Below are 21,310 nucleotides of genomic sequence, written 5' to 3' on the forward strand. Positions count from 1 at the left end.
GTACGCCACAGGCCCCCCGAACGGCGGCTTGGCGCCGTATGATCGAGGGAGACCGTTCCGGCATGACGGGTCGGCCGCCGGGGAATGGAAGCCTCAGCGAGCCGGGTCGTTCATGGCGGATTCCGGTTGGCCAATTGGCGCAGAGGGGCGGGTTTCACGGGGGCGATTCCCTGCCTATCCTGAAGAGACCCCCCGGGTCGCCCCGGCGACTGCACGATGAGGAGGACTCCGTGCCGCTCTCGGAGCACGAGCAGCGCATGCTCGAGCAGATGGAGCGAGCGCTGTACGCCGAAGATCCCAAGTTCGCGTCGGCGCTCGAGGGAAGCGGGCTGCGTACGTACACCCGGCGGCGGGTCTACCAGGCGGTCGCGGGCTTCCTCGTAGGTATTGCGCTCCTCATGGCCGGTATGGTCGCCAAGCAGGTCTGGCTCAGCGTCGTGGGCTTCCTCGTCATGCTGGGCTGTGCGGTGCTCGCCGTGACCGGCTGGCGCAAGGCCCCGAAGCCAGGTGAACAGGCGGCCGGGGCCGACGGACAGCAGGCCGCCCGCCGACAGGGTCGGCAAAAGCGCTCCATGATGGACCGCATCGAGCAGCGCTGGCAGAAGCGCCGCGACGAGCAGGGCGGCCATTAGCCCGGAGCGCAGCTCTCCAGGACACGCACACACGCATGCGTCAGGGGTGACCACCTACCGGGTGGTCACCCCTGACGCATGCGTACCGGCGTGCCTGCCTACCAGGGTGACAGCCAACCGCGGGGCCCGTCAGCCCTGCTGGCCCGATGCCTTCCGCCACGTCGGCCGCAGCGACAGAACACGGGTCCGCACGCCCGACCACCAGGCCGACACCGCCCACACCACGCGCACGGTCGAACGCGGGGCCAGGACCGCACGGAGCCTGGCACCGCGCCCGACCCCGGCGCTCAGGCCCGCTGCCGCACGGCGGGCGTCGTCCGTGAGGCCCGCCGTCGGGCGGGGATGCGGGGCGTACAGGACCTGCTCCACCGCGTCCGCGACGCGGTGCACCGAGGCCGCGGCCGTCGCGTCGAGGGAGCCCAGCCGGACGATACGGGCGGCGGCCTTGCGCGGCGTCTGCGACTCGTCCGGCGCGATGCCGAAGTCCCAGGCCGTGTCGGTCAGCTCCTGCCACACGGCCAGCGTGTGCGGCAGCGCGTCCGCCTCGCCGCGACCGTGCGCTCCCAGCCGGACCGCGCGGGTCCGCCGGCGCCACAGCATCGGTGCCAGCGGGAGCGCCAGGACGGCGAGGCCGCTCAGGGCCCAGGCCAGGAGCGCGTACCACTTCGGTCCGTCGTCGCCGGTGGGCAGCACCGCCTGCGGGGACTCGCTCGCGCATCCGCCGTCCAGCTTCTTCTGCTCCGGCGTGCAGCTGTCGCTCGTCGAGGGCGTCGGGGACGGCGCGGCGGACGACGTCTGGGACGGGCGCGCCTCGTCCGGCACCGAGCTGCCGGTGTCGTCCGGCAGGGTGTACTGCGGCATCGAGCCGCGGTTCGGGGTCGGCTCGAAGCGGGTCCAGCCCACGCCCTCGAAATACAGCTCCGGCCAGGCGTGCGCGTCGCGCAGCCCCACCGACACCGAGCCGTCCGCCTGAGGGGAACCGGGCGCGAAGCCCACCGCGACCCGGGCCGGTATGCCCAGGGAGCGGGCCATCGCCGCCATCGCGAAGGAGAAGTGCACGCAGAAGCCCTGCTTGTCCTTCAGGAAGCGGGCGATGCCCTCCGAGCCGCTGCCGACCTGCACCCGGGTGTCGTACTCGAAGCCGCCGGTCACCGCGAACCAGTCCTGGAGCTTGACCGCCTGGTCGTAGGGGCTGGCGGCGCCCGCGGTGACTTGGCGGGCGGTGCGGCCCACCACCGCCGGCAGCGAGTCGGGCAGCTTGGTGAAGTCGCGCTCGATGGCCCCCGGCGGAGGCGGCGCCGAGGCCAGCTGCTCCGCCGTCGGCTGCACGTCCAGGCTCTTGACCTGGTACGTCAGCCCTCGTGTGTTCTGGCCGTGGTCGCCGACCAGCGTCATGCCCAGGGGCTCGTAACGCCAGTTGCCCCGGATGCTGACGTCGCTCGGCGGGTACGGCATGGGCAGCCAGTCCTGGGCGTACCAGCCGGCCGCCGTGATCGTGCTGGCGACCTCCGTGCGCTTGACGTCGGAGCCGAGGCCGATCGGTGTCGGGAAGGTGCCGTCGGGGACGGCGGTGATGGAGCGCCGGGACGGCTTCCAGGTGGTGCCGTCGAAGTCGTCCAGGGACACGATCCGCAGATAGAGGTCCGAGACGTCGGCCATCTTCGTCTTCACGGACAGGACCTGCCGGTCCTCGTCCACGTTCAGATTGTCGCGCAGCGACACCAGCGGGTTCACGGCGGAGATCGTGCCGCCGTTGCCCGTGCCGCCGCCCGCGCCCGTGCCCACGGAGTCCAGCAGGCCGCCGTTCATCGCGGGCAGGCCGAGCGGCACCACCAGGGCGATGCCCAGCGCGACCACGCCGATGCGCCGGCCGGTGCGGACCGGGGCGACGGCGCCGCTCGGTTCCCCTCCGGCCGTGCGCGGGGCCCCGCCGAAGACCCGGCCCCACTGGGAGAGCCGGTCCCGGCCCTCGGTCAGGAGCAGCATCAGATAGCCCGCCGCCGCGACCAGGAACCACAGCCAGTCCGCGCCCCCGTCGGACAGCCCCGCGGCCACCGAGTACAGCGCCAGCAGCGGCAGACCGGCCGGGGCGGCGCTGCGGAAGGTCACCGCGAGGGTGTCCACCAGCAACCCGATGATCAGGACACCGCCGATGAGCATCAGCCGGATGCCGTCGGACTCCAGGGGCGCCGGGATCGCGTACCGCGCGATGTCCTCCCCGCCCTGCCGGAGCAGCAGCGCGAAGCGGTCGAGGGCCTCCGGCCCGGGCACCAGCCCGGCGAGTGCCTGTTCACGGGCGAACAGGAACGTCAGCAGCACCACCGTGACCACGGCCTGGGCCGCCACCGTGAGCGGCCGCGCCAGCGGCACCCTGCGGGTCGCGGCACCCACGCCCGCCTGCACGGCCAGCAGGAAGGCCGCCTGCGCGATCCACGTCGCCGGTCTGACGAGGGGCAGCAGAGCGCACGCGGCCATCAGTGTGGCCGCCCACGCGCCCAGCGTCAGTCGTACCCGCCCGCTCATCACGGCCCCTCCCCGCCGCCCGTGGCGGCCAGCCCCCTGCGCTCCCGGTCGGCCTGCCGCCACAGCTCGTCCACGGAGGCGCCCCGCGGCACGCCGAGGGCCGTCCAGCCCGCCTCGCGCAGCATGCGCAGCCGCTCCCCGCTCCGGTCCAACGGACCGGGTACGTCGCTGGGTTCCCGCACCCAGGTGTCGCTGTCCAGCACGAAGGCGACCGCGCCCGGGCTGCGTTGCCGCATCCGGCCCAGCACGGCCGCCTGCTCCTCGTCCAGGTCGCCGAGGAAGGCCACCAGCAGCCCCTCGTTCCCGCCGCGCAGCACGTCGTAGGCCCGGGACAGGCCCGCGCCGTCGGAGTGGTCGATCACCGCGAGGGTGTCCATCATCAGCCCGGCCGCGTCCGCCGACTCCTGGCTCGTGCCCGCGAAGCCGTCCCCGCCGTCGCCGGGTACCGCGTTGCCGGTGTCCGTCAGCAGCCGTACCGAGTAGCCCCGTTCGAGCATGTGCACCAGCACCGACGCGGCGCCCGACACTGCCCACTCGAAGGCCGAGTCCGGTCCCGCGCCCTGGTAGGCGATGCCCCGGGTGTCGAGCAGCACCGTGCAGCGGGCGCGCTGCGGCTGCTCCTCGCGGCGCACCATCAGCTCGCCGTAGCGGGCGGTGGAGCGCCAGTGCACCCGGCGCAGGTCGTCGCCGTAGCGGTACCCGCGCGGGATCACGTCGTCCTCGCCGGCCAGCGCGAGCGAGCGCTGCCGGCCGTCGCCGTACCCCTTCGCCTCGCCGCTGAGGCGCACCGGCGCCAGCGCCTCCACGCGCGGGATCACCGTCAGGGTGTCGTACGTCGAGAAGGACCGGGTCAGCTCACACATGCCGAACGGGTCGGTCAGGCGCAGTTGGAGCGGGCCCAGCGGGTAGCGGCCGCGCAAGTCGGAGCGCACCCGGTAGGACACCTCGCGCCGGCCGCCCGCCTCCACCCGGTCGAGCACGAAACGGGGCCGGGGGCCGAGTACGTACGGCACCCGGTCCTGGAGCATCAGCAGGCCCGTGGGCAGCCGCGAGACGTTGTCCATCCGCAGGTGGACCCGGGCCTCGCTGCCGGCCGGCACGCGCGCGGGGGAGAGGCGGCGGCTGCCCGCGACCCGATAGCGCGTGCGGTACAGCACCGTCGCGCACACCAGCGGCAGCACCGCCAGCAGCAGGCCCACGCGCAGCAGATCGCTCTGCCCGAGCACATACGCACAGACGGCGGCCGCGACGCCGGCGGCCAGGAAGGAGCGTCCGCGGGTGGTCAGACCGGCCAGGGCGGTGCGGATGCCGCCCTGCTCGCCCCGGTCGGCCTCCGCCTGCCCCGTCCCCGCGGTGGTCATCACAGCCTCCGCGGCGGCTGCTGGGGATACGCCGGCACGCCCCGGCCGAGGCCGCCGAACCCGCTCTGCTGCTGGGGCGCGGCCGGCACCGGAGTGCGCTGGAGGATCTCCTCGACGACCTGCTCGGCCGTGCGTCGGTTGAGCTGGGCCTGGGCGGTGGGCAGCAGGCGGTGGGCCAGGACGGCGACGGCGAGTGCCTGCACGTCGTCCGGCAGCGCGTACTCCCGGCCGCTCAGGGCCGCGGACGCCTTCGCCGCGCGCAGCAGGTGCAGCGTCGCGCGCGGGGAGGCGCCCAGTCTCAGGTCGGGGTGCGTGCGCGTGGCGCCGACCAGCTCGACCGCGTAGCGCCGGACCGGCTCGGCGACGTGGACGCCGCGCACCGCCTCGATCAGCTTGAGGATCTCGTGCGCGTGGGCCACGGGCTGGAGGTCTTCCAGCGGCGAGACGCCGCCGTGCACGTCCAGCATCTGCAGCTCGGCCTCGGCGCTCGGGTAGCCGACCGAGACCCGGGCCATGAAGCGGTCGCGCTGGGCTTCCGGCAGCGGGTAGGTGCCCTCCATCTCGACCGGGTTCTGCGTCGCCACCACCATGAAGGGGCTGGGCAGCTCGTAGGTCTGGCCGTCGATGGTGACCTGGCGCTCCTCCATGGACTCCAGGAGCGCGGACTGCGTCTTGGGCGAGGCGCGGTTGATCTCGTCGCCGATCACCACCTGCGCGAAGATCGCGCCCGGCTTGAACTCGAAGTCGCGGCGCTGCTGGTCCCAGATGGACACACCGGTGATGTCCGAGGGCAGCAGGTCGGGCGTGAACTGGATGCGCCGTACCGAGCAGTCGATGGACCGCGCCAGTGCCTTGGCGAGCATCGTCTTGCCGACGCCCGGGACGTCCTCGATCAGCAGATGTCCCTCGGCGAGCAGTACGGTCAGCGAGAGCCGTACGACCTCGGGCTTGCCCTCGATCACGCCTTCCACCGACTCCCGCACGCGTTCCACCACGGCGGTCAGATCAGTGAGGCTCGCTCGATCGTCATAGGTCGTCACCCGGCCCTCCTCGGCCTTTCCCTTGCTCTCAGGAAGCACGGGATACCCCATATTTCCGGGCCGACGCCCCAAGACGCGGGCCGGCCCACCCCGAACCACGGACACCACGCGCGAAACGTTCCGCGTGACGCCACTCCCGCATTCTTGCTGCCGTTACCGATTCGTGTCACTCGACTGTGGATAACTGGCCGCGATATGTCCGCCTTGCGACCATTCGAACGTGTGACTGACAGGCTTTCGACAGCTGCAGCAGGTTGTGTCCGGGGCGGGCGGCCAGGTCAGACGGCGGGGTCGACCTCACGCAGCCGGCCGGTCTTCACGTCGAAGACAAACCCCCGCACGTCGTCCGTGTGCGGCAGGAACGGCGAGGTGCGCACGCGCTGCATCGACTGCCGTACGTCCTGGTCGACGTCCCGGAAGGACTCCACCGCCCATGCCGGGCGCTGGCCGACCTCGGCCTCCAGTTCGTTGCGGAAGTCCTCGGTGAGGCTCTCCAGGCCGCAGCCCGTGTGGTGGATGAGGACGATGCTGCGCGTCCCCAGCTTGCGCTGGCTGATGGTGAGCGAGCGGATCACGTCGTCGGTGACCACGCCGCCCGCGTTGCGGATCGTGTGGCAGTCACCCAGTTCGAGGCCGAGTGCCGCGTGCAGGTCGAGCCGGGCGTCCATGCAGGCCACGATGGCGACGTGGAGCACGGGCCGGGCGTCCATCCCCGGGTCGGTGAACTCGGCGGCGTACCGGGCGTTGGCGTCGACGAGGCGGTCGGTGACCGTGCCGCCGCCGGCCGGGGTGTTCTCCGAGGCTGTGGGAACCGATGCAGAAGTCGTCATATGCATGACGTTACTGGTCACACCCCGTCCGAGCCTCTTGTGAGAGTGGACAAAGAATGTCAGCCGGCCTGTGGTGTGAGGTAACCCACAAGGGTGGTGTGCCGGCGGTCGCGACGCGCAGGCCGGTTGATTGACCGGGAGACAGGGTGGACTAAAGTGACGCGAAGCGGGAGGCGAGACCCTCCCCGCTGGACTGTTTTCCCCGGAGACCCCGGCGACGACCGGAGATCTCCCCACGTGCGCGGCGCGTACGTACGGCTCGGCCTCCTCCCGCTCCCGGTCGGCTGACGCTTCCGGCGCCGGCAGGCCTCCCCTTCACGAGCGGGCGGGGACCCGGCGGTGCGTAGGGGCCGCGCCGGATCTGAGAGGGCCCAGGATCGATGGGGCACGAAGCGCATTCGAATGAGGGTGGTGGCGGGCGACGGGAGGGACAGAGTCGACACGTCCCGGTGATGCTCCAGCGGTGCCTGGACCTGCTGGCACCCGCCCTGGAGGGCCCGGACGCCGTGGTCGTCGACTGCACCCTCGGCCTCGGCGGCCACAGTGAGGCGCTCCTGGAGAGGTTCCCCGGAGTCCGTCTCGTCGCCCTCGACCGTGACAAGGAGGCCCTGCGCCTGTCCGGCGAGCGCCTCGCGCCCTATGGGGAGCGCGCCACCCTCGTCCACGCGGTGTACGACGAGCTCCCCGAGGTGCTGCAGAAACTGGGCATCGCGCGCGTGCAGGGCGTGCTGTTCGACCTCGGCGTCTCCTCCATGCAACTCGACGAGGCCGACCGCGGCTTCGCCTACGCCCAGGACGCCCCGCTCGACATGCGCATGGACCAGACGTCCGGAGTCAGCGCCGCCGAGGTCCTCAACACGTACCCGCCGGGCGAGCTGGTGCGCATCCTGAGGGCGTACGGCGAGGAGAAGCAGGCCAAGCGGATCGTGTCCGCGATCGTGCGCGAGCGCGAGAAGGAGCCGTTCAGCACCAGCGCGCGGCTGGTCGAGCTGATTCGGGACGCGCTGCCGCAGGCCGCCAAGCGCACCGGCGGCAACCCGGCCAAGCGCACCTTCCAGGCCCTGCGTATCGAGGTCAACGGCGAGCTCGCCGTCCTGGAGCGGGCGGTCCCGGCGGCCGTGAAGGCGCTGGACGTGGGCGGGCGGATCGCCGTGCTGTCGTACCACTCGCTGGAGGACCGGCTGGTCAAGCAGGTGTTCGCGGCGGGTGCCGCGACCACGGCGCCGCCCGGGCTGCCCGTCGTGCCCGAGCGCTACCAGCCGCGGCTCAAGCTGCTCACGCGGGGTGCCGAACTCCCCACCGAGGAGGAGATCGCCGAGAACCGGCGGGCGGCACCGGCGCGGCTGCGCGGCGCCCAGCGCATCAGGGAGGACGTCGAGTGAGGCGTTTGCAGGCCGGACCGAGGGAGCGCGCGTGAGCAGCAAACCCGAACTGAAGGGGAGGGCGGCCCGTCTCGCGCAACTCTTCCCGACCGGCCGCGGGCAGGCGGCCCGCACCCCGTTCGTCCTCCTCGTGGTCCTCCTGCTCGGCGGTGGTCTCATCGGCCTCCTGGTGCTGAACTCGGCCCTCAGCGAAGGCGCGTTCAAGCTCGACGACCTCCAGCGCGAGACCAAGAGCCTCACCGACGAGGAACAGGCCCTCCAGCGGGACATCGACGCCTACTCCGCTCCCGAGGCCCTCCAGCGGCGCGCCCGCGAGCTCGGCATGGTCCCCGGCGGCGACCCCGCTTTCCTCGCCCCCGACGGCACGGTCAAGGGCGTCCCCAGCCCCGCCCCGGGCGTCCGGCAGGGCTCCGCCGACCTCCCCGTGGTCCTGGCCCCCGAGGCCATGCCCAACGGCTCCACCTCGACCCCCGGCAGGTGACGGACGTGACCGACGGGGAACCCCCGCGCCGCCGCGTGCCGGCCCTCGCCGGGCCCGCCTGCCCTCCTGGTCCGGGCGTTCGTCCGGTCCTCGGCGCGGTTTCCGCTTCCCGGTGCGCGGCAGGCCCGGCTTGCGGTCGGCCGACGGGGGTGCGCGGCGGGCAGTCGCCGCGCTGCCCTGTGCCCGGCTCCGCCGGGGCCGCCGGTCCCGCGGCCCCCGGCCGGCGCGGTGCGCTCCGTGCGCCGACGGAACAGCCGTCGCCGACGGCCGTCCGTGGTGCGGGGTGCTGCTCGGGCTTGCGTTCGGCCGCCGCCCGTGGCGCCGGGTGCCGCCCCGGCCCCCGTCCGACCGTCACCGCGTCCGCCAGTCCCCAGCCCACCCCTACCCCCGGCAGGTGACGGAAGTGACCGACAGGAAACCCCCGCGCCGCCGCGTGCCCGGCCCCGCCAGGCCGGCTCGTCCCGACGCCCGGCGTCGTCCCGGGCCCGGTGCCCGTCCGGCCCGGCGTCCGGGCCCGGCCCGTCAGGTGGCGCCCAAGCCGCTCCGGCTGGGCAGCCCCCGGCCCCGGCTGCGTCTGGTCGGGCTCGCGCTGACGCTCGTCCTGATCGCCTTCGTCGTACGGCTGTTCCAGGTGCAGGCCGTCGACGCGAGCACGTATGCCGCCAAGGCCGAGCAGAACAGGTACGTCGGGCAGGTGCTGGCGGCGGACCGCGGGGAGATCACGGACCGGTCCGGTGTGGCCCTGGCGACCAGTGAGGACGCCTACGACATCACGGCCGATCCCACGATGTTCGCCCCCGACCAGCTGAAGATCGGGGACGGGCCCGAGCAGGCCGCCGCGCTGCTCTCGCCGATCCTGGGCCAGGAGCAGGAGACCCTGGTCCAGAAGCTGCGGCCGAAGAACAAGGCGCTGCGGTACGTCAAGCTCGCCTCCCGGCAGACCCCGCAGGTCTGGAAGCAGATCAAGGACCTGAAGTCCGCGCTCGCCAAGAAGGAGCAGACCGACAAGTCCGCGCACAACGTCCTGGGCGGCGTCTTCTCCGTCGCCACCAGCAAGCGCGTGTACCCGGGCGGCGACCTCGCCGCCGGGATACTGGGCTGGGTCAACGGCGAGGGCAAGCCCGGCGGCGGCATCGAGCTCCAGCTGAACAAGCAGCTGGCCGGCAAGGACGGGAAGATCCGCTACGCCCAGTCCGGCGGCCGGCTCGTCCCCACCGCGGGTTCCACCGAGACGCCCGCAGTGCCCGGCAGCGACGTCGAACTCACCATCGACCGCGACATCCAGTGGGCCGCCCAGAAGGCCATCAGCGACCAGGTGAAGGAGTCCGCGGCCGACCGCGGCTACGTCATCGTCCAGGACACCCGCACCGGCCAGATCCTGGCCATGGCCAATTCGCCCGGTTTTGATCCCAACGACTTGTCGGACGCGGATCCCGCAGCCCTCGGCAACGCGGCCCTCCAGGACGCCTTCGAGCCCGGCTCCACCGCGAAGGTCATGTCGATGGCGGCCGTCCTCCAGGAGGGCGCCGCCACGCCGATGACCCACGTCGTCGTGCCCAACCGGCTGCACCGCGGCGACCGGCTCTTCAAGGACGACATCGACCACCCCACCTGGCACCTGACGCTCAACGGCGTCCTCGCCAAGTCCAGCAACATCGGCACCATCCTCGCCACCGGGCAGCTCGGCAGGACCCAGGCCCAGTCCAACAAGGTGCTCTACGACTACCTGCGCAAGTTCGGCCTCGGCAGCTACACCGGCCTCGGCTTCCCCGGCGAGACCAAGGGCATCCTCGCCCCGCCCGACAAGTGGTCGACCTCGCAGCAGTACACGATCCCTTTCGGCCAGGGCGTCTCCATCAACGCCATGCAGGCGGCGTCGGTGTACTCGACCATCGCCAACGGCGGTGTCCGCGTCGAACCCACGCTCGTACGCGGCACCAAGGGCCCGGACGGCCGCTTCACCCCGGCCCCCAAGCCCGAGAAGACCCGGGTCGTCAGCGCCAAGACGGCGAAGACCCTCGCCCAGATGCTGGAGTCGGTCGTGGACGACGAGGAAGGCACGGGCACCAAGGCGCGCATCCCCGGCTACCGCGTCGCGGGCAAGACGGGCACCGCCAACCGTGTGGATCCGGCCACCGGCAAGTACAAGGGCTACACGTCGTCGTTCGCCGGATTCGCGCCTGCCGACAAGCCGCGCATCACCGTCTACTGCGCCATCCAGAACGCCACCAAGGGCAACTACTTCGGCGGCCAGATCTGCGGCCCCGTGTACAAGCAGGTCATGGAGTTCGCACTGAAGTCCCTCCAGGTCCCGCCGACCGGGGCCAAGCCCGCGAGACTGCCCGTCACGTTCAAGAACTGAACCGGCCCCGAGAACAAGAACTGAACCGGCCCCGAGAACCGGACCGACCCCACGGGAACCGACCCGCCCCCCCCGAGAATCGAACCGACCGACCCCGCACCGCCAAGTCCCTGATCAGCACCGAGTACCACCGAGCCACCAGGACCGCCCCCGTGACAACGATCACCCCCGATCCCGGGAACCAGAGCGCCCCCCGCCCCTCACTTCGCCCGGAGGCGGGTACGCCCGGTACGCTCACCGCCGTGCCACACGCTGATCAGTCTCAAACCACCCAGAAGGGCCATCCCGTGACATACCCCGGGCCGCCCAGGCCGGCGCAGGTCTCCGCCACACCCCTCGCGGAACTGGCCGACCAGCTGGGTGCCCCCGCGCCGGAGGGCGCCGCCGACGTCACGGGCATCACCCACGACTCACGCGCCGTGCGCCCCGGCGACCTGTACGCCGCCCTCCCGGGCGCCCGCCTGCACGGCGCCGACTTCGTCGAGCAGGCCGCGAGCCTCGGTGCGGCCGCCGTGCTGACGGACCCCACCGGCGCCGAGCGCGCCTCGGCCTCCGGGCTGCCGGTCCTGGTCGTCGACGACCCCCGCGGACGGATGGGCGAGCTGGCGGCCACGATCTACGGCCACCCCGGCCGGGACCTCCTCCAGATCGGCATCACCGGCACCTCCGGCAAGACCACCACCGCCTACCTCGTCGAGGGCGGCCTGAAGACCGTCAGGTCCACCGGCCTGATCGGCACGGTCGAGATGCGCATCGGCGACGAGCGCATCAAGTCCGAGCGCACCACCCCCGAGGCCACCGACCTCCAGGCCCTCTTCGCCGTCATGCGCGAACGCGGCGTCGACGCCGTGGCCATGGAGGTCTCCAGCCACGCCCTGGTCCTCGGCCGCGTCGACGGCTGCGTCTTCGACATCGGCGTCTTCACCAACCTCAGCCCGGAGCACATGGAGTTCCACTCCGGCATGGAGGACTACTTCCAGGCGAAGGCGCAGCTGTTCACGCCGGAGCGCGGCAAACTCGGCGTGGTCAACGTCGACGACGAGTACGGCCGCAGGCTGGCGAACGAGGCCACCGTCCCGGTCGTCACCTACTCCGCCGAGGGCCACCCCGACGCGGACTGGCGCGCCGAGGACGTCGAGGTCGGCCGTCTCGACTCGACGTTCACCGTCGTCGGGCCCAAGGGCGAGCGGATCAGCGCCAAGTCGCCGCTGCCCGGCCCCTTCAACGTGGCCAACACCCTCGCCGCGATCGTCGCCCTCGCCGTCGCCGGCCTCGACCCGCAGGCCGCCGCCGACGGCGTCGCCGCCGTCCCCGGCGTACCGGGCCGCCTGGAGCGCGTGGACGCGGGACAGCCCTACCTCGCCGTCGTCGACTACGCCCACAAGACCGACGCCGTCGAGTCCGTGCTGCGCGCCCTGCGCAAGGTCACCGAGGGCAAGCTGCACATCGTCCTCGGCTGCGGTGGCGACCGGGACAGGACCAAGCGCGAGCCGATGGGCGCCGCCGCGGCCCGGCTCGCCGACACCGCCGTACTGACCTCCGACAACCCCCGTGGTGAGGACCCCCTCGCGATCCTCGCCACGATGCTCCAGGGCGCGGCTTCCGTGCCGGCGCACGAGCGTGGCGAAGTGGCGGTCTTCGAGGACCGGGCCGCCGCGATCGCCGCCGCCGTCGCCCGCGCCGAGCCGGGCGACACCGTGCTGGTCGCGGGCAAGGGCCACGAGCAGGGCCAGGACATCGCCGGGGTGGTCCGTCCCTTCGACGACCGCCAGGTGCTTCGCGAAGCCATTCAGAAGACCCAGGGATGAATTCCCGCATGATCCAGGGGATGAACTTGTGATCGCCCTCTCCCTCGCCGAGATCGCAGAAGTCGTCGGCGGGCAGACGTACGACATACCGGATCCGGCCGTCCAGGTCACCGGCCCGGTCGTCCGGGACTCCCGCGAGGCGGGGCCGGGCAGCCTGTTCGTGGCCTTCGCCGGTGAGCGCGTGGACGGCCACGACTTCGCGGCGGCGGTCGTCGAGGCGGGAGCGGTGGCCGTGCTCGGCACCCGGCCCGTCGGCGTGCCCGCGATCGTCGTGGACGACGTCCAGACCGCCCTCGGCGCGCTCGCCCGTCACGTCGTACAGCGCCTCGGTGCCACGCTCGTCGCCCTCACCGGCTCGGCGGGCAAGACCAGCACCAAGGACCTCATCGCACAGGTGCTCCAGCGCAAGGCGCCGACGGTGTTCACGCCCGGCTCGCTCAACAACGAGATCGGGCTGCCGCTGACCGCGCTCAGCGCCACCGAGGAGACCCGGTTCCTGGTCCTGGAGATGGGCGCCCGCGGCATCGGGCACATCTCCTACCTCACGGATCTGACGCCCCCGAAGATCGGCCTCGTCCTGAACGTCGGCAGCGCCCACATCGGCGAGTTCGGCGGCCGGGAGCAGATCGCGCAGGCCAAGGGCGAACTCGTCGAGTCCCTCCCGTCCGAGGCCGACGGCGGCACGGCCGTCCTCAACGCGGACGACCCCTACGTGCGGGCCATGGCCTCCCGTACGAAGGCGAAGGTGATCTTTTTCGGAGAGTCCGACGAAGCGGACGTTCGCGCCGAGAACGTGCGACTCACGGACACCGGACAGCCCGCGTTCAGGCTTCACACACCCTCCGGTGCAAGCGATGTGACCATGCGCCTGTACGGTGAGCACCACGTGTCGAACGCGCTCGCCGCGGCCGCCGTCGCCCACGAGTTGGGCATGTCCGCAGACGAGATCGCCGTCGCGCTCTCCGAGGCGGGCTCCCTCTCCCGCTGGCGGATGGAGGTCACCGAGCGCCCGGACGGCGTGACGGTCGTCAACGACGCCTACAACGCGAACCCCGAGTCCATGAAGGCCGCGCTGCGCGCGCTCGTGGCCATCGGCAAGGGGCGTCGTACGTGGGCGGTGCTCGGCCAGATGGCCGAGCTCGGGGACGAGGCTCTCGCCGAGCACGACGCGGTCGGACGGCTCGCCGTCCGGCTCAACGTCAGCAAGCTCGTCGCGGTCGGTGGCAGGGAAGCCGCCTGGCTGCAACTGGGCGCATATAACGAGGGTTCGTGGGGTGAGGAGTCGGTGCACGTGTCCGACGCACAGGCGGCGATCGACCTGTTGCGCAGCGAGTTGCGCCCGGGGGACGTCGTACTCGTGAAGGCGTCCCGTTCGGTCGGGCTCGAGCGCGTTGCCCAGGCGCTGCTCGAGACCGGTGCCGAGGGTGAGGTTTCCGCCCGATGATGAAGCAGATCCTGTTCGCAGGAGTCATTGGTCTCTTCCTGACGCTGGTCGGCACCCCGCTGCTGATCAAGCTCCTCGCGCGCAAGGGCTACGGCCAGTACATCCGCGACGACGGCCCGCGCGAGCACGCCAGCAAGCGCGGGACGCCGACCATGGGCGGTATCGCGTTCATCCTCGCGACGGTCGCCGCGTACTTCCTGGCCAAGGTGATCACGGGCTATCTCGACCCGGACGTCGACGCGGCGCCGACCTTCTCCGGGCTGCTGGTGCTCGGCCTGATGGTCGGCATGGGCCTGGTCGGCTTCCTCGACGACTACATCAAGATCGTCAAGCGGCGTTCGCTGGGTCTGCGGGCCAAGGCGAAGATGGCCGGCCAGCTGATCGTCGGCATCGGTTTCGCGGTGCTCTCGCTCCAGTTCGCGGACAACCGCGGCAACACCCCCGCGTCCACGAAGCTGTCGTTCATCACGGACTTCGGCTGGACGATCGGACCCGTGCTGTTCGTGGTCTGGGCGCTGTTCATGATCCTCGCCATGTCGAACGGCGTGAACCTGACCGACGGTCTGGACGGTCTGGCCACCGGCGCCTCCGTGCTGGTCTTCGGCGCCTACACCTTCATCGGCGTCTGGCAGTTCCAGGAGTCCTGCGCCAACGCGCAGACGCTGACCAACCCGGGCGCGTGCTACGAGGTGCGCGACCCCCTCGACCTCGCGGTCGTCGCCTCCGCGCTGATGGGTGCCTGCCTGGGCTTCCTGTGGTGGAACACCTCGCCGGCCAAGATCTTCATGGGTGACACCGGCTCGCTCGCGCTCGGCGGTGTGCTCGCCGGCCTCGCGATCTGCTCGCGCACCGAGCTGCTGATGGCCATCCTCGGCGGCCTGTTCGTCCTGATCACCATGTCCGTGGTGATCCAGGTCGGCTCCTTCCGCCTCACCGGGAAGCGCGTCTTCCGGATGGCGCCACTCCAGCACCACTTCGAACTCAAGGGCTGGTCCGAAGTGCTCGTCGTGGTCCGCTTCTGGATCATTCAGGGCATTTGTGTGATCGTCGGACTGGGCCTCTTCTACGCAGGATGGGCAGCGGACAAGTGACCTCCCCGGAGCCCTTCGACTTCCAGGGCAAGCACGTCACCGTCGCCGGGCTCGGCGTCTCCGGCGTCCCGGCGGCCAAGGTGCTGCACGGCCTCGGCGCGATCGTCACGGCCGTCAACGACGGCGCGGACGAGCGCGCGCGGGCGCAGGCCGCCGAGCTGGAGGCGCTCGGCATCACCGTGCGCCTCGGTGACGGCGACACCCTGCCCGAGGGCACCGAACTGATCGTCACCGCGCCCGGCTGGAAGCCCGACAAGCCGCTGTTCGCGGCGGCGGAGCGGGCGGGCGTCCCCGTCTGGGGCGACGTCGAGCTGGCCTGGCGCCTGCGCGGTCCCGACGCGGCCCCGTGGCTCGCCGTCACGGGCACCAACGGCAAGACCACCACCGTCCAGATGCTCGCCTCGATCCTGAAGGCGGCGGGCCTGCGCACGGCCGCCGTCGGCAACATCGGCGTCTCCCTGCTGGACGCGGTGCTCGGTGAGGAGCAGTACGACGTGCTGGCCGTGGAGCTGTCCAGCTACCAGCTCCACTGGGCACCCTCGCTGCGCGCCCACTCGGCCGCCGTGCTCAACCTCGCCCCCGACCACCTCGACTGGCACGGCTCCATGGAGGCGTACGCCGCCGACAAGGGCCGTATTTACGAGGGCAATCGCGTCGCCTGTGTCTACAACGCGGCCGACAAGGCCACCGAGGACCTGGTCCGCGAGGCCGACGTCGAGGAGGGCTGCCGGGCCATCGGCTTCACCCTCGGCACGCCCGCACCCTCCCAACTCGGCGTCGTCGAGGGCATCCTGGTCGACCGCGCCTTCGTCGAGAACCGGCAGAAGAACGCCCAGGAGCTCGCCGAGGTCGCCGACGTCAACCCGCCGGCCCCGCACAACATCGCCAACGCCCTCGCGGCGGCGGCCCTCGCACGGGCCTACGGTGTGCCCGCCAAGGCCGTACGGGACGGTCTGCGGGCCTTCACCCCGGACGCCCACCGCATCGCGCACGTGGCCGACGTGGACGGCGTCGCGTACGTCGACGACTCCAAGGCCACCAACACGCATGCCGCGGAAGCCTCTTTGGCGGCCTACGAGTCGATCGTGTGGATCGCGGGCGGCCTCGCGAAGGGCGCCACCTTCGACGAGCTCGTCACCAAGTCGGCACCCCGGCTGCGCGGGGCCGTGCTGATCGGCGCGGACCGCGCGCTGATCCGCGAAGCCCTGGCGCGACACGCCCCCGAAGTACCCGTCGTCGACCTCGACCGGACCGACACTGGGGCGATGCGCGCGGCGGTCCAGGAGGCGCGGCGGCTCGCCCGGGCCGGTGACACGGTGCTGCTGGCTCCGGCCTGCGCCTCCATGGACATGTTCGCCAACTACAACAAGCGCGGGGACGCTTTCGCGGACGCCGTCCGCGAACTCGGCTCCGCCGACGGCTGACCCGGGTCCGCCTCGCCCGGCGGCGGCGCCGGGCGTATCTGGGAGGGACACGTGACACGGATGCGGCTGGTGCACGAGCGGCCAGGGAGTGTTGGGTCCTTCACAACGCCCCCTGACCGCGGAACGTTCCCCTCCGGCAAGGCGGGGTGAGCGGCGATGCCCACCAGCCGCACCGGACGGCCTCCCGTCTCCCGCGCTCCCAAGCGCCCCGCCGCGCCCCGGCTCGCCCGCCAGAACCGCGTCCTGGCCTTCTACACGCGTGCGCGCCAGGGCTGGGACCGGCCGCTGACCGCCTACTACCTCATCTTCGGCGGCAGTCTGCTGATCACCGTGCTGGGCCTGGTGATGGTCTACTCGGCCTCCCAGATCACCGCGCTCCAGATGTCGCTGCCGGGCTCGTACTTCTTCCGCAAGCAGCTGCTGGCCGCCGTGATCGGCGCCGGACTGCTCTTCGCCGCCTCACGGATGCCGGTGAAGCTGCACCGGGCCCTGGCCTACCCGATCCTCGCCGGTGCCGTCTTCCTCATGACCCTGGTGCAGATCCCCGGGATAGGAGTGTCGGTCAACGGCAACCAGAACTGGATCGCTGTCGGCGGCTCCTTCCAGATCCAGCCCAGCGAATTCGGCAAGCTGGCCCTCGTGCTGTGGGGCGCCGACCTGCTCGCCCGCAAGCAGGACAAGAGGCTGCTGACCCAGTGGAAGCACATGCTGGTGCCGCTGGTCCCGGCCGCCTTCATGCTGCTCGGACTGATCATGATCGGCGGCGACATGGGCACCGCGATCATCCTCACGGCCATCCTGTTCGGCCTGCTCTGGCTGGCCGGCGCGCCCACGCGCCTGTTCGCCGGAGTGCTGTCGATCGCCGCCGTCCTCGGCCTGATCCTCATCAAGACCAGCGCGAACCGCATGGCGCGCCTGCAGTGCCTCGGCGCCACCGAACCCCAGTCGGGACCGGTCGACTGCTGGCAGGCCGTGCACGGCATCTACGCCCTGGCCTCCGGCGGAATCTTCGGCTCCGGGCTGGGTGCGAGTGTGGAGAAATGGGGCCAACTCCCCGAAGCCCACACCGACTTCATCTTCGCCGTCACCGGTGAGGAACTGGGTCTGGCGGGGACGCTGTCGGTACTCGCCCTCTTCGCGGCTCTAGGCTATGCGGGTATCCGCGTGGCCGGACGCACGGAGGACCCCTTCGTGAGGTATGCCGCGGGAGGCGTGACCACCTGGATCACGGCCCAGGCCGTGATCAACATCGGTGCGGTGCTCGGTCTGCTGCCGATCGCCGGCGTCCCCCTCCCGCTGTTCTCCTACGGGGGATCCGCCCTGCTGCCGACCATGTTCGCCATCGGGCTCCTGATCGCCTTCGCGCGGGACGAGCCCGCTGCGCGGGCGGCGCTTGCGATGCGGCAACCCCGCTTTGGTAGAAAGCGGGGGGCTGGGGGAACCGGTTCCGGCCGGAGTCCTCGGAGATGGAACACGATGCGACGGCGCGCCTCGGCGGCGCGTTCGTCCGGAGAGCGGTGAATTTCGGTGCATGTCGTACTTGCCGGCGGAGGAACCGCGGGCCACATCGAGCCCGCGCTCGCCCTCGCGGACGCCCTGCGCAGGCAGGATCCGACCGTGGGCATCACGGCCCTGGGCACGGAGCGAGGCCTGGAGACCCGTCTCGTACCCGAGCGCGGGTACGAACTCGCGCTGATCCCCGCCGTACCGCTGCCACGCAAGCCCACCCCCGAGCTGATCACCGTCCCGGGCCGGCTGCGCGGGACGATCAAGGCGACCGAGCAGATCCTGGAGCGCACCAAGGCGGACGCCGTGGTCGGCTTCGGCGGCTACGTCGCCCTGCCCGGCTACCTCGCGGCCAAGCGCCTCGGCGTGCCGATCGTCATCCACGAGGCCAACGCCCGCCCGGGCCTGGCCAACAAGATCGGCTCGCGATACGCCAGCCAGGTGGCCGTCTCCACGCCGGACAGCAAGCTGCGCAACTCCCGCTACATCGGCATCCCGCTGCGCCGCTCCATCGCCACCCTGGACCGGGCCGCCGTGCGCCCCGAGGCCCGCGCCGCGTTCGGGCTGGACCCGAACCTGCCCACGCTGCTCGTCACCGGCGGCTCCCAGGGCGCCCGCCGCCTGAACGAGGTCGTCCAGCAGGTGGCCCCCTGGCTCCAGCAGGCCGGAATCCAGATCCTGCACGCGGTCGGACCGAAGAACGAACTGCCGCACGTCCAGCAGATGCCGGGAATGCCCCCCTACGTCCCGGTAAGTTACCTGGACCGGATGGACCTCGCATACGCCGCGGCCGACATGATGCTGTGCCGCGCGGGCGCAATGACCGTCGCCGAGCTCTCCGCCGTCGGGCTCCCGGCCGCCTACGTCCCGCTGCCCATCGGCAACGGCGAACAGCGGCTCAACGCCCAGCCGGTGGTCAAGGCCGGCGGCGGCCTGCTGGTCGACGACGCGGAGCTGACCCCCGAGTGGGTCCAGCAGAACGTCCTGCCCGTGCTCGCCGACCCGCACCGGCTGTACCAGATGTCCCGCGCCGCCGCCGAGTTCGGCCGCCGGGACGCCGACGACCTGCTCGTCGGCATGGTGTACGAGGCGATCGCCGCCGCTCGTGCACACCGCTAGGACCGTATGACGGAAGGCAGGGGAGCGTGGCCGGATCGACCACCGCCGAGCGCGGTGAACGCCAGCAGGAGTCGTCCGGCCCGCCGCCCGTCAGGCGCCTGAGGCGACGTCACCTTCGTGTGATCGTCATCCTGGGCCTCGCCCTGGTCTTCCTCGGCATCCCGACGGTCTGGTTGTTCTACGGCTCCGACTGGCTGCGCGCCGAGCAGGTCTCCGTGTCGGGGACACGGGTCCTGACTCCGGATCAGGTCGAGGCGGCCGCCGACGTCCCCCTCGGGAAGCCGCTGATTTCCGTCGACACCGAGGCGATCGAGACGCGACTGCGGCAAAAAATGCCCCGAATTGACTCGGTTGACGTGGTCCGTTCCTGGCCCCATGGAATCGACCTGAAAGTGGTCGAGCGGACTCCGGTTCTGATTGCCCAAAAGGCCGGAAAGTTCGTCGAAGTGGACGATGAAGGTGTCCGTTTCGCTACGGTTTCCGAGGCACCGAAAGGCGTACCCGCACTGGAATTGACGCTCTCCCGGTCCAGCCCCGCCGCCGCGAGCCTGCGCCGCTTCGGTGAGGCCCGGCTGGTGCGCGAGGCGGTGGGCGTCGTCCGTGCCGTTCCGGCCACCGTCGCGCGCGACACACGGACCGTCAAGGTCCGTTCCTACGACGACATCTCGCTGGAGTTGAAGGACGGGCGCACGGTCGCCTGGGGGAGCAGCGCGAAGGGTGCCGCGAAGGCCCGTACGCTCACGGCTCTGATGAAAGCCACCCCCGGTGCGCGGTACTTCGACGTGAGTGTTCCCACCGCGCCCGCGTCATCAGGGAGTTGACGCACATCCGCGCAGGCCAGCACCCTGGTTGGGCAGTGCTACGGCTGATCACATAGGGTGAAAAGAAAAACGGGAGGTTCGGCGTGTTCGTTGAAGGAGCGCCACTTGTCGACTTAGTGTCCTGTTCAGAAGACTCCAAGGAACAGACACACTGGTAACCCTAAACTTCAGGGTTAGGGTTCGGGTCGGCGATACGGACCGTCCCATTCGGCATCAGTCGTCGGGTCGCGGGGCGCAGCGCGCCACGCTGATTGGGCGACACGTAACTCGAGGCGAGAGGCCTTCGACGTGGCAGCACCGCAGAACTACCTCGCAGTCATCAAAGTCATCGGTGTCGGCGGCGGTGGTGTCAATGCCATCAACCGGATGATCGAGGTCGGTCTCAAGGGCGTCGAGTTCATCGCCATCAACACCGACGCGCAAGCTCTGTTGATGAGCGACGCCGACGTCAAGCTGGACGTCGGCCGTGAACTCACCCGCGGACTCGGCGCCGGAGCCAACCCGGCCGTCGGCCGCAAGGCCGCCGAGGACCACCGCGAGGAGATCGAGGAGGTCCTCAAGGGGGCCGACATGGTCTTCGTGACAGCCGGTGAAGGCGGCGGCACCGGCACCGGCGGCGCGCCCGTCGTGGCCAACATCGCCCGCTCGCTCGGTGCCCTCACCATCGGTGTGGTCACGCGCCCGTTCACCTTCGAGGGACGGCGCCGCGCGAACCAGGCCGAGGACGGCATCGCCGAGCTCCGCGAAGAGGTCGACACCCTCATCGTGATCCCGAACGACCGGCTGCTGTCCATCTCGGACCGCCAGGTCTCGGTGCTGGACGCCTTCAAGTCGGCCGACCAGGTCCTGCTCTCCGGTGTGCAGGGCATCACCGACCTGATCACCACGCCGGGCCTGATCAACCTCGACTTCGCCGACGTCAAGTCGGTCATGTCCGAGGCCGGCTCGGCCCTGATGGGCATCGGCTCCGCCCGCGGCGACGACCGCGCGGTGGCCGCCGCCGAGATGGCGATCTCCTCGCCACTGCTGGAGGCGTCCATCGACGGCGCCCGCGGTGTGCTGCTCTCCATCTCCGGTGGCTCGGACCTCGGTCTGTTCGAGATCAACGAGGCCGCCCAGCTGGTGAGCGAGGCCGCCCACCCCGAGGCCAACATCATCTTCGGCGCGGTGATCGACGACGCCCTCGGCGACGAGGTCCGGGTCACCGTGATCGCGGCCGGCTTCGACGGCGGCCAGCCCCCGGCCCGCCGGGAGAACGTGATCGGCTCGGCCTCGGCCAAGCGCGAGGAGCCGGCCCCGGCACGGCAGACCGAGAGCCGCCCGTCCTTCGGTTCGCTCGGCAGCGTGACTCCGAAGGAGGACCCGGAGCCCGCTCCCAAGCCGGTCGAGGACATCCCGGTCGCCCCGCCGGTCCCGCCGGCGCCGCGGACCTACTCGGACAGCGCGGCCGAGGAACTGGACGTACCGGACTTCCTCAAGTGATCCT

General features: G+C 71.4%; 16 protein-coding genes. 12 read left to right on the forward strand and 4 right to left on the reverse strand.

Annotated features, from left to right (window positions below):
- The first annotated feature begins 230 nt into the window (after nucleotides 1-230).
- On the forward strand, nucleotides 231-632 hold the full coding sequence (locus ABZ192_RS04210) for a DUF3040 domain-containing protein (protein ID WP_356922991.1): 402 nt from the start codon (nucleotides 231-233) through the stop codon (nucleotides 630-632).
- Between the two features lie 129 nt (nucleotides 633-761).
- Here the strand turns inward: ABZ192_RS04210 and ABZ192_RS04215 are convergent, their stop codons facing one another.
- The 4 genes from ABZ192_RS04215 to ABZ192_RS04230 form a co-directional block, all read right to left on the reverse strand.
- Complete coding sequence (locus ABZ192_RS04215; RefSeq protein WP_356922992.1) at nucleotides 762-3,155, reverse strand: DUF3488 and transglutaminase-like domain-containing protein; 2,394 nt, start codon at nucleotides 3,153-3,155, stop codon at nucleotides 762-764.
- Entirely contained in the window at nucleotides 3,155-4,516 is a 1,362-nt protein-coding gene (locus tag ABZ192_RS04220) for a DUF58 domain-containing protein (protein ID WP_356922993.1), read from the reverse strand. The genes ABZ192_RS04215 and ABZ192_RS04220 overlap by 1 nt, the downstream gene beginning before the upstream one ends.
- On the reverse strand, nucleotides 4,516-5,556 hold the full coding sequence (locus tag ABZ192_RS04225; protein WP_356922994.1) for a MoxR family ATPase: 1,041 nt from the start codon (nucleotides 5,554-5,556) through the stop codon (nucleotides 4,516-4,518). The genes ABZ192_RS04220 and ABZ192_RS04225 overlap by 1 nt, the downstream gene beginning before the upstream one ends.
- 278 nt (nucleotides 5,557-5,834) lie before the next feature.
- Nucleotides 5,835-6,386: a carbonic anhydrase gene (locus ABZ192_RS04230; RefSeq protein WP_356922995.1), complete on the reverse strand. Its 552-nt coding sequence runs from the start codon at nucleotides 6,384-6,386 to the stop codon at nucleotides 5,835-5,837.
- A 380-nt stretch (nucleotides 6,387-6,766) separates the two neighbouring features.
- On the opposite strand from ABZ192_RS04230, the gene rsmH reads away from it, so the two are divergent.
- The 11 genes from rsmH (at nucleotide 6,767) to ftsZ (ending at nucleotide 21,306) form a co-directional block, all read left to right on the forward strand.
- Nucleotides 6,767-7,768, forward strand: coding sequence for a 16S rRNA (cytosine(1402)-N(4))-methyltransferase RsmH (gene rsmH / locus ABZ192_RS04235; protein WP_356922996.1), 1,002 nt, complete (start codon nucleotides 6,767-6,769; stop codon nucleotides 7,766-7,768).
- A 31-nt stretch (nucleotides 7,769-7,799) separates the two neighbouring features.
- A complete protein-coding gene (locus tag ABZ192_RS04240) occupies nucleotides 7,800-8,249 on the forward strand; it encodes a septum formation initiator family protein (RefSeq protein WP_356922997.1) in 450 nt (149 codons plus the stop codon).
- Between the two features lie 394 nt (nucleotides 8,250-8,643).
- On the forward strand, nucleotides 8,644-10,611 hold the full coding sequence (locus ABZ192_RS04245) for a penicillin-binding protein 2 (RefSeq protein ID WP_356922998.1): 1,968 nt from the start codon (nucleotides 8,644-8,646) through the stop codon (nucleotides 10,609-10,611).
- Between the two features lie 287 nt (nucleotides 10,612-10,898).
- Complete coding sequence (locus ABZ192_RS04250; RefSeq protein WP_356922999.1) at nucleotides 10,899-12,419, forward strand: UDP-N-acetylmuramoyl-L-alanyl-D-glutamate--2,6-diaminopimelate ligase; 1,521 nt, start codon at nucleotides 10,899-10,901, stop codon at nucleotides 12,417-12,419.
- 28 nt (nucleotides 12,420-12,447) lie between these two features.
- Nucleotides 12,448-13,863 (forward strand): UDP-N-acetylmuramoyl-tripeptide--D-alanyl-D-alanine ligase, encoded by a 1,416-nt coding sequence (murF, locus tag ABZ192_RS04255; protein WP_356923000.1) that lies wholly within the window; start codon nucleotides 12,448-12,450, stop codon nucleotides 13,861-13,863.
- A complete protein-coding gene (gene mraY, locus ABZ192_RS04260) occupies nucleotides 13,863-14,954 on the forward strand; it encodes a phospho-N-acetylmuramoyl-pentapeptide-transferase (RefSeq protein WP_037670865.1) in 1,092 nt (363 codons plus the stop codon). The genes murF and mraY overlap by 1 nt, the downstream gene beginning before the upstream one ends.
- On the forward strand, nucleotides 14,936-16,378 hold the full coding sequence (gene murD / locus ABZ192_RS04265) for a UDP-N-acetylmuramoyl-L-alanine--D-glutamate ligase (RefSeq protein ID WP_356923001.1): 1,443 nt from the start codon (nucleotides 14,936-14,938) through the stop codon (nucleotides 16,376-16,378). The genes mraY and murD overlap by 19 nt, the downstream gene beginning before the upstream one ends.
- A gap of 156 nt (nucleotides 16,379-16,534) precedes the next feature.
- A complete protein-coding gene (gene ftsW / locus ABZ192_RS04270) occupies nucleotides 16,535-17,899 on the forward strand; it encodes a putative lipid II flippase FtsW (protein ID WP_356923002.1) in 1,365 nt (454 codons plus the stop codon).
- A 6-nt stretch (nucleotides 17,900-17,905) separates the two neighbouring features.
- On the forward strand, nucleotides 17,906-19,003 hold the full coding sequence (gene murG / locus ABZ192_RS04275) for an undecaprenyldiphospho-muramoylpentapeptide beta-N-acetylglucosaminyltransferase (protein ID WP_356923003.1): 1,098 nt from the start codon (nucleotides 17,906-17,908) through the stop codon (nucleotides 19,001-19,003).
- Between the two features lie 26 nt (nucleotides 19,004-19,029).
- A complete protein-coding gene (locus tag ABZ192_RS04280) occupies nucleotides 19,030-19,824 on the forward strand; it encodes an FtsQ-type POTRA domain-containing protein (RefSeq protein ID WP_356923004.1) in 795 nt (264 codons plus the stop codon).
- 288 nt (nucleotides 19,825-20,112) lie between these two features.
- The gene (ftsZ, locus tag ABZ192_RS04285) at nucleotides 20,113-21,306 is read left to right on the forward strand and encodes a cell division protein FtsZ (protein ID WP_356923005.1); all 1,194 of its coding nucleotides are present in this window, start codon (nucleotides 20,113-20,115) and stop codon (nucleotides 21,304-21,306) included.
- The last annotated feature ends 4 nt before the right edge of the window (nucleotides 21,307-21,310 follow it).

This window comes from Streptomyces sp. NPDC006235 (assembly GCF_040613735.1).
Classification (GTDB): domain Bacteria; phylum Actinomycetota; class Actinomycetes; order Streptomycetales; family Streptomycetaceae; genus Streptomyces.